This window comes from Actinacidiphila oryziradicis (assembly GCF_005047355.1).
Taxonomy (GTDB): domain Bacteria; phylum Actinomycetota; class Actinomycetes; order Streptomycetales; family Streptomycetaceae; genus Actinacidiphila; species Actinacidiphila oryziradicis.
In genome coordinates, this window is record NZ_SUMC01000042.1 from 39,211 (window position 1) to 52,784 (window position 13,574).

At 72.1% G+C, this 13,574-nt stretch carries 11 protein-coding genes and 1 pseudogene; 7 read left to right on the forward strand and 5 right to left on the reverse strand.

Annotation, left to right across the window (positions count from 1 at the left end):
- Positions 1 to 46: 46 nt before the first annotated feature.
- From FCI23_RS33020 to FCI23_RS33040, 5 genes are all read left to right on the forward strand, one after another.
- On the forward strand, positions 47 to 523 hold the full coding sequence (locus FCI23_RS33020) for a MarR family winged helix-turn-helix transcriptional regulator (RefSeq protein WP_136727702.1): 477 nt from the start codon (positions 47 to 49) through the stop codon (positions 521 to 523).
- Positions 520 to 1,968 carry an MFS transporter gene (locus FCI23_RS33025; protein ID WP_136727703.1) on the forward strand — a complete coding sequence of 483 codons (1,449 nt, stop codon included), beginning with the start codon at positions 520 to 522 and terminating at the stop codon, positions 1,966 to 1,968. The genes FCI23_RS33020 and FCI23_RS33025 overlap by 4 nt, the downstream gene beginning before the upstream one ends.
- Positions 1,965 to 2,567 carry a cysteine hydrolase gene (locus tag FCI23_RS33030; protein ID WP_246144281.1) on the forward strand — a complete coding sequence of 201 codons (603 nt, stop codon included), beginning with the start codon at positions 1,965 to 1,967 and terminating at the stop codon, positions 2,565 to 2,567. The genes FCI23_RS33025 and FCI23_RS33030 overlap by 4 nt, the downstream gene beginning before the upstream one ends.
- Before the next feature lie 254 nt (positions 2,568 to 2,821).
- Positions 2,822 to 3,982, forward strand: a complete 1,161-nt coding sequence (locus FCI23_RS33035; protein ID WP_136727704.1) for an exonuclease SbcCD subunit D — start codon at positions 2,822 to 2,824, stop codon at positions 3,980 to 3,982.
- Positions 3,982 to 7,131 carry an AAA family ATPase gene (locus FCI23_RS33040; RefSeq protein WP_136727705.1) on the forward strand — a complete coding sequence of 1,050 codons (3,150 nt, stop codon included), beginning with the start codon at positions 3,982 to 3,984 and terminating at the stop codon, positions 7,129 to 7,131. Before FCI23_RS33035 ends, FCI23_RS33040 begins: the two co-directional genes overlap by 1 nt.
- Here FCI23_RS33040 and FCI23_RS64015 read toward each other — a convergent pair.
- Positions 7,130 to 7,282, reverse strand: a pseudogene (locus FCI23_RS64015) (Lrp/AsnC family transcriptional regulator); the annotation flags it as partial. The gene FCI23_RS33040 and the pseudogene FCI23_RS64015 overlap by 2 nt on opposite strands.
- A 102-nt stretch (positions 7,283 to 7,384) precedes the next feature.
- Between FCI23_RS64015 and FCI23_RS33050 the strand changes: the two are divergent.
- On the forward strand, positions 7,385 to 7,780 hold the full coding sequence (locus FCI23_RS33050; protein ID WP_136727706.1) for a GNAT family N-acetyltransferase: 396 nt from the start codon (positions 7,385 to 7,387) through the stop codon (positions 7,778 to 7,780).
- Positions 7,781 to 7,833: 53 nt separating this feature from the next.
- Here the strand turns inward: FCI23_RS33050 and FCI23_RS33055 are convergent, their stop codons facing one another.
- From FCI23_RS33055 to tnpA, 4 genes are all read right to left on the reverse strand, one after another.
- Positions 7,834 to 9,516 carry a DUF885 domain-containing protein gene (locus FCI23_RS33055; RefSeq protein ID WP_136727707.1) on the reverse strand — a complete coding sequence of 561 codons (1,683 nt, stop codon included), beginning with the start codon at positions 9,514 to 9,516 and terminating at the stop codon, positions 7,834 to 7,836.
- A gap of 47 nt (positions 9,517 to 9,563) precedes the next feature.
- Positions 9,564 to 10,916: a GNAT family N-acetyltransferase gene (locus FCI23_RS33060; RefSeq protein ID WP_136727708.1), complete on the reverse strand. Its 1,353-nt coding sequence runs from the start codon at positions 10,914 to 10,916 to the stop codon at positions 9,564 to 9,566.
- Between the two features lie 77 nt (positions 10,917 to 10,993).
- Positions 10,994 to 11,527 carry a DUF1990 family protein gene (locus FCI23_RS33065; RefSeq protein WP_136727709.1) on the reverse strand — a complete coding sequence of 178 codons (534 nt, stop codon included), beginning with the start codon at positions 11,525 to 11,527 and terminating at the stop codon, positions 10,994 to 10,996.
- Positions 11,528 to 11,631: 104 nt separating this feature from the next.
- Complete coding sequence (gene tnpA, locus FCI23_RS33070) at positions 11,632 to 12,060, reverse strand: IS200/IS605 family transposase (protein WP_136727710.1); 429 nt, start codon at positions 12,058 to 12,060, stop codon at positions 11,632 to 11,634.
- Positions 12,061 to 12,110: 50 nt separating this feature from the next.
- Between tnpA and FCI23_RS33075 the strand changes: the two genes are divergently transcribed.
- Complete coding sequence (locus tag FCI23_RS33075) at positions 12,111 to 13,325, forward strand: RNA-guided endonuclease InsQ/TnpB family protein (protein ID WP_136727711.1); 1,215 nt, start codon at positions 12,111 to 12,113, stop codon at positions 13,323 to 13,325.
- Positions 13,326 to 13,574: the final 249 nt, after the last annotated feature.

The following is a 13,574-nucleotide window of genomic DNA, read 5'->3' on the forward strand; positions in this document are numbered from 1 at the left end:
CAAGCAACTTAAGTAAGTTGCTTGTCGAGATGCTAGCCTGGGCGACGTGAGCGAGAACCAGGAAGCCCCCCGCACGGCCGCGGCGGCGCATCGATTGATTGTGGCGATCACGCGGCTGCGGCACCGGTTGCGGGAGGAGGCGGGCCTGTACGCGACCAGGCTGTCGGTCTCGCAGCTGGCCGTGCTGACAAGCGTGGTCGAGGAGGGGCCGGTGACCGCGGTCTACCTGGCCCAGGTGCAGCATGTGAGCCCGCAGTCGATCGCGCAGAACCTGGCGGTTCTGAAGGCCGCCGGGCTGGTGCGCGGCGAGCGCGATCCGGGCGATGGCCGCAAGACGCTGATCAGGGCCGAACCGTCGGCCCCACGGCTGCTGCTCGCGCTGAACGAATCGCGTGAGTCGTTCCTGGCGAGGGCGATCGACCAGCTCGTGGCACCCGAGGAACGCGCCGACCTGGAACGGGTCATCGACCTCTTGGAGCGGTTCGCCGCGGCCGACCTGGACGACAAAGACACCGAGATATGACGGCGTCCGCCCAGCAGGCCGCACCCGCGCGAACGGGCGGCACGAACCCGTTCGCCTGGAAGTTCACCACTCCCCTGTATGTGGGCGCGGCCCTGAACCCGGTCAACAGCTCCCTCATCGCCACCGCGCTGGTGCCGATCGCCACGGCCCTGCACGTGTCGGTGGGCAGCACCACGGTGCTGGTCTCCAGCCTCTACCTGGCCAGCGCGATCGCCCAGCCCACCGCGGGCAAGCTCGCCGAGGAGTTCGGCCCGCGCCGGGTGTTCCTGACCGGCATCCTGCTGGTCCTGCTTGGCGGCCTGCTGGGCGGCTCCGGCCAGAACATGGCCATGCTGATCGCGGCCCGGGTCCTGATCGGAGTCGGCACCTCGGCCGGATACCCCTCGGCCATGATCCTGATCCGCCGCCGCGCCAACAGCGCCGGCATGAGCGCACCCCCCGGCGGTGTGCTGGGCGGCATCGCGATCGCCGGCATGGCCACCGCCGCCGTCGGACCGCCCATCGGCGGCATCCTGGTGGGCGGCCTCGGCTGGCGCTCGGCCTTCCTGATCAACATCCCCGTCGCCCTGCTGGCCCTGGGCATGGCCGCGCGGTGGGTTCCCCGCGACCCGCCCGCGGCCGGACGCCGGGGTGCCCGCGAGATCGCGGCCCGCATCGACGTCCTCGGCATCGCCGGCTTCGGCGGGGCCATGACCGCACTCCTGGTCTTCCTGATGGGCCTGCCGCGCACCAACTGGGTCGCGTTCGCCGTGGCCGTCGTGCTGGCTGCGATGCTCGTGTGGTGGGAACTGCACACCCCCACGCCGTTCTTCGACATCCGCCAGCTCGGCCGCAACGGCGCGCTGACCCGCACCTACCTGCGCTCCGCGCTCACCCTGTTGGGCACATACACCGTCCTGTACGGCGTCACCCAGTGGATGGAGGCCGGACGGGGATTCTCCACACAAGAGGCCGGCCTGTTGCTGCTCCCGATGGGCGCCCTCGCGGCGCTGCTCTCGCGCCCGCTCTCGCAGCGCAACCTGATCCGCAGCCCGCTGATCGCCGCCGCCGTCTCCATGCTCATCGGCTCGCTCGGCATCCTGATCCTGACCACCCACAGCCCGGTCGCCCTGATCGTCGTGGTCACACTGGTCTTCGGCGTCTGCGTCGCCACCACCACGGTCGGTAACCAGACCGCCCTCTACACCCAGGCACCCGCCGACCAGATCGGTACCGCCTCCGGCCTGTCCCGCACCTTCGGTTACATCGGATCCATCGCCTCGGCCACCGTCACCGGCATCGTCTTCCGACACGGCACCACCGACAGCGGCCTGCACTCCATCGCGGTCGTCCTCATCATCGCCGGAGCCATCGTGCTGGCGATGACCCTCCTGGACCGCCGCCTCAAGACCCCGGCTGCCAACACGAGTCAGCCGGACGCCATCCCCGCCAAGGAGAACACGTGAGCACCACCGCCCCCGCCCTGGACCCCAAGCACACCGCCCTGCTGGTGATGGACTACCAGGCCGGGATCCTGGCCTCGCTGCCCAGCCCGGCCCACACCGACGCCCTGCTGGGACGCGTGGAAGGCGCCATCGCCGACGTCCGAGCCCAAGGCGGCACCATCGCCTACGTTCGTGTCGGCTTCACTGAGCAGGACTGGGAGGCCGTCCCCGACAGCAACAAGATGTTCTCCACGGTTGCCAAGTACCGCGTCATGTCCCACGAGGACCCCTCCGCCGCCATCCACGAGCGCCTGACCCCCCAGGACGGCGACATCGTGGTGCGCAAGGTCCGCTTCGGCGGCATGTCCACCACCGACCTGGACCAGCAGCTGCGCGAGCGCGGCATTACCGCTCTGGTCCTCGCCGGCATCAGCACCAGCGGCGTCGTGCTGTCCACCGTCATCGACGCAGCCGACCGCGACTACCAGCTGTACGTCCTGTCCGACGGCGTCGACGACCCCGACACCGAGGCCCACAACGTCCTGCTCCAGCAGGTCTTCCCCTCGCGGGCCCACGTCATCGACACCAACGATCTGCGCACCCTGCTCGAAGTCGGCTGACCCCGCCCGCCAGCGGCCTCGGCGCCGCCATCCAGAGTCTGAGCACCCCGACCGATCAGGAACGGTGGTTGGGCCCGGATCACAGCCGACCTCGACGGTCATCCGGCACCCGATGGTGGTGGAAAACTGAGGTCTGTGGTGGAGCAGGTGCTGACGAGCGCTAGCGTGGTCGGTGCTGACATTGGACCCCGCGCTGGTTCGGTACTGGACTCATGGGGTGGAGGAAGGGTAGACGTGCAGGTCGGAGCGCCACAGTGAGAATTCTGCACACCTCCGACTGGCACTTGGGGCGGTCCTTCCACCGTGTGAACCTGCTCGACGCCCAGGCGGCCTTCATCGACCACCTGGTCGCCACGGTGCGCAGCGAACGTGTCGAAGCGGTGCTCGTCGCGGGGGACGTCTACGACCGGGCGCTGCCCGGGCTGCCCGCCGTCGAGCTCTTCGACGACGCCTTGCACCGGCTCGCCGCTCTCGGTGTTCCCACCGTCATGATCTCGGGGAACCACGACTCGGCGCGTCGGCTCGGTGTCGCGTCCGGTCTGATCGAGCGGGCCGGCGTCCACCTCCGTACCGACCCAGCAGGGTGCGACAAACCGGTCATTCTGGCCGATGAGCACGGCGACATTGCCCTGTACGGTCTCCCGTACCTCGAACCCGCCCTGGTACGGGACGAATTCGGCCTGGAGCGGGCCGGCCACACCGCTGTGCTCGCCGCCGCCATGGACAGGGTGCGTGCCGACCTCGCGACACGCCCGGCGGGCACCCGGTCCGTCATCCTGGCGCACGCTTTCGTCACCGGCGGCGCGGCGTGCGACAGCGAGCGGGACATCACCGTCGGCGGAGTGGCCGCGGTCCCGGCCGGGATCTTCGACGGCGCAGACTACGTCGCGCTCGGCCATCTGCACGGCTGCCAGACAATCACCGAGCAGCTGCGCTACTCCGGTTCACCGCTCGCCTACTCCTTCTCCGAGGCGGACCACCGCAAGACCATGTGGCTGGTCGACCTGGGCGCCGGGGGCGCGATAGCGGCCGAGCGCCTGGACTGTCCCGTACCGCGTCGGCTGGCCCGGATCCGGGGGAAACTCGACGAACTGCTGGGGGACCCGGCGCTGGCCGGACACGAGGACGCCTGGGTCGAGGCCACCCTCACCGACCCGCACCGCCCGCACGAGCCGATGGCCCGGCTCCGCAAGCGCTTCCCGCACACCCTCGCCCTTGCCTTCGACCCCGACCGCGCGGACGAGGACGCCCTCACCTCCTACGCCCAGCGGCTGCGCGGCCGCACCGACCAGCAGATCGCCGAGGACTTCGTGGCCCACGTCCGCGGTAGCGGCCCCGACCGGCGGGAGCGAGCCGTACTGAGCCAAGCGCTGGACGCGGTGCGCGCACACGCGGCCGGGACGGAGGCCAACTGATGCGCCTGCACCGCCTCACCCTCACGGCCTTCGGGCCCTTCGCCGGCACCGAGACCGTCGATTTCGACGAGCTGTCGGCGGCCGGCCTCTTCCTCCTGCACGGCGCCACCGGAGCGGGCAAGACCTCTGTCTTGGACGGGGTGTGCTTCGCGCTGTACGGCGGCGTCCCGGGCAGCCGCCCCGCCACCAGGCTGCGCAGCGACCACGCCGATCCCGGCACCCCCACCGAGGTCGTCCTCGAAGTCACCGTCGGCGGACGCCGCCTGGAGATCACCAGGCGGCCCGAGCAGCCGCGCCCCAAGAAGCGCGGTGCGGGGGAGACCAGGGAGAAGGCCGTCACCCTGTTGCGCGAGCACAAGGGCGGGCAATGGCGGGCCGGCAGCAAGTCGCACCAGGAGATCGGCGAGGAGGTGAAGCAGCTCGTCGGCATGAGCAAGGAGCAGTTCTGCCAGGTGGTGCTGCTGCCACAGGGCGAGTTCGCCGCCTTCCTGCGCGCGAGCGCCACCGACCGCGCCGTGCTCCTCCGGCAGCTCTTCGACACCCGCCGCTTCAAGGCCGCGGAGGAGTGGCTCAGGGAGCAGCGCCGCGCCGCCGAGCAGCGCATCGAAGCCGGCGACCAGGAACTGCGGGGCCTCGCCCACCGGATGCAGCAGGCGGCGCTCGACGACGTGCCGCCTCCGGACGACGACGTCGCGGACGTCCTTCCGTGGGCGGCGGTCCTGCGCTGCACCGCACGCGAGCAGGCCGGCATCGCGGCGATCGCCCTCGCCTCCGCCGAGGCCGCGCACACCGCCGCTCAGCGCCAGGCCGACTCCGTACGGGAGCTGTACGCGCTCCAGCAGCGCCACGCCGACGCCCGCCGCAGGGCCGAGGCCATCGCCGCGGACCGGGACGAGCGGGAGGCCGACCGGGGAAGGCTGGCGCGGGCCCGCCGCGCGGCCGCGGTCGAACCCGCGCTGGAACTGCGGGAGAAGGCCGCCCGTGAGCACCGGACGGCGCAGGAAGCCGAGCGGGACGCCCGCCGGTCCCTGTCCCGGGCCCTCGCCGTGGAGGCCGCCCAGCGCGTACTCGTGACATCCGGCACCGCACGCGGGATGGCACCCCACCGGCCGGAACACACGCCGCTGCCGCGGCAGGCGCGGTCCGTCCGCCAGGAGCCGCAGCGGGACGGCCTGCCCGAAGCACAGGACGTCGCCGAAGCACAGGACCTCGCCGAAGCCGCCGCCGACCAGCTGACCGCTCATGAGCGCCGCGCGCGCGAAGAACTCGGCTCGCTCGCGGCGGCCGGCCAGTTGGAACAGCGGGCCGCGGCCCTCGCGGCCGAGCGGGCCCGGCTGGAGCGCGAGGCGGGGGAGGACGACGGGCGCCTGCGTGATGCCGCCGCCTGGCTCGACGGCTGGGAGCAGCTGAAGCAACGCCACCAGCGCCGTATCGACGCCGCCCACTCGGCCGCCGCCCGGGCCGCCGGACTCGCGGCCGACCGCGACGCGGCGGCCCGGCTGCTGGGCGCGGCGCAGGAGCGGGACGCGTACGCCCGGTCCCTGGCCGCCGCCGAAGCCAGGCACAGCGACGCGCGAGAGAGCGCGGCCGACGCCCGGGAGGCCTGGCAGGACGCCCGCGAAGCGCATATAGCGGGCCTTGCCGCAGAGCTCGCCGCAGGCCTCAAGGACGGCGAGGCCTGCCGCGTCTGCGGCTCCCCCGACCACCCGGCCCCGGCCAGCCCCTCCGGCCGCCCGGTCACCCGAGCCGACGAGGAGGCCGCCTACGCCGCCTACCAGCGCGCCGCCGCCCAGCGGGACACGGCGCAGCAGGAGCTGAGCCACGCCCGGGCCGGCCGCGACGCGGCGCTGGCGGTGGCGGGGGAGATCTCCGTGCCCGAACTCGCCGCCGGGCACGCGGCGCTGGAAGCCGAGTACGCGGTCAACGAGCAGGGCGCCCACGATGTGCGGGCGGCCCGTGAGGCACTGGAGCTGGCCGAGTCCGAACACGCGCGCCGTACCGCGCTGCGCCGCGATGCGGAGACCCGGGCCGCCGCCCGGACCTCCTCCCGCGACGCCATCGACCAGCAGCTCACCGATCTCGCCGGGCAGCTGGAGCGGGCCCGTGGCGGCTTCGCCACCGTCCCGGACCGCCGCACACATCTCGAAGCCAGGGCTGACGCTCTGGCCCGTACCGCCCGCGCCGTACAGGCGGGACAGGAGAGTGCCCGGCGGCTGAAGGAAGCGGACTCAGGCCTCGCTGACGCCGCTTACCGCGCGGGTTTCGACACGCCCGAGGCAGCCGCACAGGCGCTCCTGGCGTCCGACGGACACCAGCGCCTGGAACAGCGCGTCCAGCAGTGGCAGCACGAAGAAGCCGCCGTCGCCACCGACCTCGCCCACCCCGGCCTCCTTGCGGCGGCGGCCCGTCCGCCCGCCGACCCCGCGCTGGCCCAGGCCGGAGTCGACACCGCCACCCGACACCTGCGGGACGCCTCCGCCGGGCACGAGGCCGCCCGTACCCGCTGCACCGAACTCGACCGCCTCGGCGGACAGGCCGCCGCCCGCGCCGCCGAACTCGCCCCGGCGCGCGCCGAGTACACCCGGCTGAGGCGCCTCGCCGACCTCGCGGCCGGCACCTCCACCGAGAACAAGCTGCGCATGGAGCTGGAGACCTATGTCCTCGCCGCCCGCCTCGAACAGGTCGCGGCCACCGCGAGCGTCCGCCTCCGGCGCATGTCCTCCGGCCGTTACACCCTCGTCCACAGTGACGCCAGGGCATCCGGCCGTACGAAGTCCGGGCTCGGCCTGATGGCGGTCGATGCCTGGACCGGCACTGAGCGCGACACCGCCACCCTCTCCGGCGGCGAGACCTTCTTCGCCTCACTGGCCCTCGCGCTGGGCCTCGCCGACGTCGTCACCGACGAGGCGGGCGGCATGCGCCTGGACACCCTCTTCATCGACGAGGGGTTCGGCAGCCTCGACGAGCAGACCTTGGACGAAGTCCTCGACGTCCTGGACGCGCTACGCGAACGCGACCGGGCCGTCGGAATCGTCAGCCACGTCGCCGATCTGCGGCAGCGCATCCCCGCGCAGCTCCAGGTGGTGAAGGGCCAGGCCGGCTCTGCAGTGCGGCAGCGGACGGCGACGGCCCGGCCGCCCCAGGGGTGAGCGGGTGGCGGGGGAGCGGCGAGGAGCAGACCACGCCCGTCGTCACCGGGCCGAGGCCCGCGATCCGGCCGGCGCTCTGGACCGGATGCCGCATCGACCGGGCAGCGACCTTGAGCACGAAGCAGTCCTCGCCCGTGGCGGGGTGCGCCTCGGGACCGCCGACGGCCCGGCCGGCGCCCCGCCGACCCCCTCACCGCCCCCGCGGGTACGGACGCCCGCGTTTGCTGACCACGATGTGAGACGCTGGGCCACCATGACCGGTCCGCTCCGCCTCGAAGTGTCCCCGCCGCTCACCGACGCCGCCCTCAACGCGCTGTTCAGCGGCGCATGGCCCGGCCACACGCCCACCGCCTTCGCGCCACGGCTGGCCCGCAGCCTGGCCTGGATCGCCGCTTTCCGGGGCGACCGACTCGTCGGTTACGTGAACGTTGCCGGTGACGGCGGCGTGCACGCCTTCTTGCTCGACACCACCGTCCACCCCGGCGAACGGCGCCGGGGGCTCGGAACCCGGCTGGTGGAAGCCGCATCCGGGGAGGCGGCACGCCTCGGCGCCGAGTGGCTGCATGTCGACTACGAGCCCGAACTGGCACCCTTCTACGCGGAGTGCGGCTTCGGCCCCACGGCGGCCGGGCTCAGGCGGCTGCGCTGAGCCGGCCCGGCCGCCGTACCGATAAGGCGGCCGGTGCCGGACCGGCGGCAACGTCAGAGCCGGGACAGCTCGTCGACCAGGTCGTCCAGGCCCAGTGAGCCCTGCGACAGGGCGGCCATGTGCCAGGCCTTGGCGTCGAAGTCCGCCCCGTGCGCCGCGCGGGCGGCTTCGCGGCCGGCCAGCCAGGCCCGTTCGCCGAGCTTGTAGCCGATGGCCTGGCCGGGCAGACCGAGGTAGCGGATCAGCTCGCTGTCGAGCATCTCGGCGGACAGGCCGTTGTACAGTCCGAAGAACTCCCGCCCCAGTTCAGGGGTCCAGCGCTCGCCGGGCTGGAAGGGGCTGTCCGCCGGGATGCCGAGCTCCAGGTGCATGCCGATGTCGAGGACGACGCGGGTGGCGCGGAGCATCTGGGCGTTGAGGTACCCGAGCCGGCGGCCGGGGTCGGTGAGGAAGCCGAGCTCGTCCATGAGGCGTTCGGCGTAGAGCGCCCACCCCTCGACGTTGGCGCTGACCTGGCCGAGGGTGGCCTGGTAGCGGGACAGCCGGTCGGCGACGTAGGCCCACTGGGCGATCTGCAGATGGTGGCCCGGGACGCCCTCGTGGTACCAGGTGCTGACCAGGTCCCACACGGGGAAGCGGTCCTTGCCGAGGGTGGGCAGCCAGGTGCGGCCGGGACGGGAGAAATCCAGCGACGGGCCCGTGTAGTACGGCGCGGCGGCGCTGCCCGGCGGCGCGATCCGGGACTCGACACGCTTGACCGGCTCGGCGAGGTCGAAGTGGGTGCCGTCGAGGGTGGTGATCGCCTCGTCCATGAGCGCCTGGAGCCACTCCTGGACGGCGTCGACGCCCTCGATGGCCTCACCGGCCACGTCCAGGTGCCGCAGGGCCTCCAGCGGGGTGGCGCCGGGCAGCACCTTCTCCGCCTCGGCACGCATCTGGGCGTCGAGGCGGTGGAACTCCTCCCAGCCCCAGGCGTACGCCTCGTCCAGGTCCAGGTCCGACCCTGTCCAGTAGCGCACCCACCGGGCGTAGCGTTTGCGACCCACTGCGTCCGGCTGGTCGGCCACCTCCGGGGCGTAGCTGTCGCGCAGCCAGTCGCGCAGCGCCGCGACGGCGCCCGTTGCGTCGTCGGCGGCGGCGTCGAGTTCGTCGCGCAGCGGCTGCGGGCCGTCCTCGGCGAACTCGGCGAACCAGCTGCGGCCGCCCTCCTTGTCCCCGCCGAGCCATTCACCCAACTGCTCCACCACGGTGGTGACCTGGCGGGGAGCGGCGAACAGCTTGCGGGAGAGGCCCTCGAGGAGCGCGGCCCGGTAGCCGGTGAGCGCTTCGGGAACCGCCCGCAGCCGGGCGGCGACCGCTGCCCAGTCCTCGTCGGTCTCGGTGGGCATGATGGTGAAGACGCTGCGTACGGAATGCACAGGGGACGAGAGGTTGCTGACGGCGCGCAGGCCCTCGCCCGCCTCGTGCACGGCGATTTCGGCGGTGAGCCGTTCGCGCAGCAGCCGGGCGCAGCGCCGCTCGGCGTCGTCGGGGGCGTCGGCGGCGTCGAGTTCGGCGAGCGTGCGCCGGGCCAGGTCGGCGACCGCGTCCAGGCCCGCGGGGGAGAAGTCGGGAAGCCGGTCCTGGACGGAGCGCACGCCCAGGTAGGTACCGGTGATCGGGTCGAGTTCGGTGACCGCGTCGACATACGCGTCGGCGATCTGGCGGGGCAGCGGGCTGCCAGGGGTGTCGGACATGCGTACATCCTGTCCGACGCGGTAGGCCGCGTCACCACGATCGGTGATCACGTACCTGACGCAGGCGCCGCCACGCCCGCCGACGACACGGTCGCGGTGATGACGAGAGTGCCGTCCTCGACCTGGTAGTCCAGCGGCAGGCCCAGCGTGCGCATGGTCGCGACCATGCCGGTGTTGGTGGCCTGCGTCACCGCGTAGACACTGTCGCGGCCCGCCTCAGTGGCGAGGGCGACGAGCTTGCGGAGCAGCTCGGCGCCGATGCCGCGGCGCTGCCAGGTGTCCTCCACCACGACGGCGACCTCGTTCTCCTCCCCGTCCCAGAGCAGATGCGCCAGGGCGACGAGGCGGCCCGAGGCGGTCTCCACGGCGAGGGTCTGCCCGAACCGCGGGCTGAGCAGGTGCACCAGATAGCGGTCGGCATCGCCGACCGGGCCGTGGTAGCGGCGGGAGAGGGTGGCGGGGGAGCAGCGCTCGTGCATGGCACGGGCAGCGGGCAGGTCCTGGGGCCCGGCCCGGCGGATGGTGATCTCGCTGCCCTCGGGGAGGGTCAGTACGTCCTTGCTGTTCGGCATCCGCACGCCGAGCTGCGCGTCGAGCTCTATGAGGGCACGGGCGCGGGCGAACTCGGTCGGCGTGAAAGGCAGATGCGCGCGCTCCACGGTGATGGTGCCTCCGGACGGGTCGCGCAGCCGCATCGTCGTCCCCTCCAGCACGTCCTCGGGCGCCGGGGAGCCCGAGTGGGCCGCGGGAACGGAGCGGATGGTGCAGCGGCCGAAGAGCTGGCGCAGCGCGAGCGGCAGCTCGGCGGCATCCATGGCGGTGCGGGTCGCGAGAGTCAGCATCCTGGTCGGGGTGTCCACCAGATCGTGGGCGTCAGCCCGCTCCAGCCAGGTGTCGCGTCCGCCCGCTGCCGCCACCGCACGGGTGAGGGTGCCGCCCGCCAGCGCGGCCGGGACGCGGAGCAGGAACTCGTCCACCGTGCCGTCGGCCAGCGGATGTGTCTGCAGGGTGAGGATGTCGATGCTGTGGCCGGCGAGGGCGGTGCACAGGGCGGCCAGGCTGCCGGGAGTGTCGCGTACGGTGGTCCGCAGCCGCCACAGGGCGCTGCCGCCCTGGGCGCCCGCGGATTCCTGGGGCGGCCCGGTCCCGGGCGCGGCCTCGCTCCCGGTGTCCGGCGGCGAATGGCTGTGGCGGCGTGCCCACCAGGTGTGGAATCCCGCGGTGGCGATCAGCGCGACCGCGGACGCCGCGAGGAGTGCCGGCCCGTCCGGGCCGTGCGCCACGAGGTTGGCGACCATGTCGGCGGTGGCAACCGCCGTGAAGAGGGCGGCGAGCTCGATCACATCGCGTCGCCAACGGTGATGGCGGGATGTGGTGTTCGTGGAAGTCAGGTGAGGCATATGAAACACCCTGCCTGACGCTTGTTGCGTGATCACGAACGCTCTATGACCGATGGGTAAAGGGTGCATCGTGTCGGTTAACTCCCATTTCTGGTGATTATCTGCTGGGTGACCCGCCGCAGTGAATGCCCGTACCAGCGGGCCATCGCTCCCTGCGAGAGCCGCCCGAGCGGACCGGCGGCCCGCACATACCAGCTCCCGGCCCGGCTGAACGCGATCACGCTCAGCCACACCGAACCGTCCGGGTCGCGCTCGACCACGAACGACTCCTCGCCGCGCTCCGGGTGCCCGGCGAGCGTGCCGTACGCGAAGCCGGTGCGATGTTCCTCACGCACCGTCCACACGACCTCGCAGGGCGCCCGCAGCCGCCACCGCCCGACGCCGAGGCCGATCACCACCCGGACGCCGCGTGCGGCCTCCGGCGCGCCCGCGTCGACCGCCAGCCCCGCGCCACGGTGCATCCGCCAGCCCAGGACGGCCTGCCCGGCGGCCGCCAGGACCTCCGGCCCGGCGCCGAGCCGGACCCGGCACCGCAGCAGGCGGTAGCCGGGCGGCGGCAGGGACCCAGGGTCCTGGGTCGCCCCCACTTCCCGGTACGTGAATCCATCCATCCCTTGATCTTCGCAGGGAATCCCGGCCTTCAGGCCGGGCGGGAATGCGATCCCTGGCTCGGAGGCGCGGAGCGCTGGAGCTCTCTACGCATCCGGGGTGACGGTCAGGCTGGTCGCTTCTGGTTCTCGATGTAGTCCTTGACGATGCTCAGCGGTGCGCCGCCGCAGGACCCCGCGAAGTACGACGGGGACCAGAAAACCGACCCCGTGCCGATCTGGTTGATCCGGCCGGTGTACTCCGCCCGCAGGTAGCGGGAACTGACGCCCTTGAGGGAGTTGACCAGTTTGGACAGGGCGACCTTCGGCGGGTAGTGCACGAGCAGGTGGACGTGATCGCCTTCACCGTTGAACTCGCGCAGCTCGGCCTCGAAGGACTGGCACACGTCCCGCATGATCGCCTCGCAGCGAGTCAGCATCTCGTCGTTGAAGATCTCACGCCGATACTTGGTGACGAACACCAAGTGAGCATGCAGGTGATAGATGACATGGTTTCCCCTTCGGACATCGGGATCTGGTTCCCAGCGTGGTGACATGCGCCAAGTGTAGTAGAATCAAGAGGACTTGACCGGAGGGGGTGGGCTGGATGATCCGTGCGTACAAGTTCCTGATGCGGCCCACCGTGGGCCAGCAAGTCGCGCTCGGCGAGATACTGCGGGATCACTGCTCCCTCTACAACGGGGCCTTGCAGGAACGCCGCGACGCCTACCGCCACCCGTCGAAGACGAGTGTCAAGTACGGCACGCAGTCCGCGCAGCTCAAGGACATCCGGGCCTTCGACCCGGAGCGTCAGGGCCGCTGGTCGTTCAGCTCGCAACAGGCGACGCTGCGCCGCCTGGACAAGGCGATGCAGGCGTTCTTCCGCCGGGTCAAATCCGGTGACACACCCGGCTACCCCCGTTTCCGGGGGGTGAACTGGTTCGACACGGTGGAGTTCCCCAAGGACGGCGACGGCTGCCGCTGGGACTCCACCCCGCACGACCCCGTCACCCGCGTCCGATTCCAGGGCGTCGGGCACGTCAAGGTCAACCAGCACCGTGCCGTGACCGGCAAGGTCAAGACCGTGTCGGTGAAGCGTGAGGGCCGTAGGTGGTTCGTCGTGCTGACCGCCGAGCAGGACCGGCCCGAGCCGCTGCCGCCGACCGGGTCCGTAGTCGGCATCGACCTGGGCATCGCCAGCTTCCTCGCCGATTCCCACGGCGGGTTCGTCCCCAACCCACGCCACGGCCGTACCGCGGCCGCGAAGCTGGAGACCGCGCAGCGGGCCCTGTCCCGGTTCCCTCGTGTCCGCCGGGACAAGCGCACCGGCAACCACCGACGGGCGGTGGAGAAGGTCACCAAGCTGCACGGCAGGGTACGGCGTCAGCGTCTGGACCACGCGCACAAGACCGCCCTCGGCCTGGTCCGCGTGCATGACTTCATCGCGCACGAAGACCTCAAGATCCGCAACATGGGCAAGGCCCCCGCACCGAAGCCCGACCCCGACCAGGCAGGTGCGTTCCTGCCCAACGGGGCCGCCGCGAAGGCCGGACTCAACCGCAGTATCGCCGATGCCGGATGGGGGGTGTTCCTGACGATCCTGCACGCCAAGGCTGTAAGCGCCGGACGGGAAGTGATCGCCGTGGACCCCCGCAACACCTCCCGCGAGTGCCCCGAATGCGGGCACACCGCCAAGGAGAACCGGCCCACTCAGGAGAAGTTCCACTGCGTCGCCTGCGGTCACACCGCGCACGCAGACACAGTGGGAGCCACCAACGTTCTACGGGCCGGGCTGGTCCGTCGCGACGCCAACCCGGCATAGCGAGAAGCCCCCGGCTTCAGCCGGGGGAGGAGTCACGGATACGAACGACCGGTGAACAGCCACCGCCCGCCACCCGGAACGCGAGGCGCCCACCGGCTGCCCAAACCGCTGCCGCGTCCGTCCCGCAGCCCTACGATGGGGCCCCGCCCGCCTCCGCGATCACCCGATCGCCCTACCCGTGCCGACTGCCCCTGCCGATCGGCGGGTCCGCCACCGGCGCAGCGACAGCGACACATGACCGCCGATCAC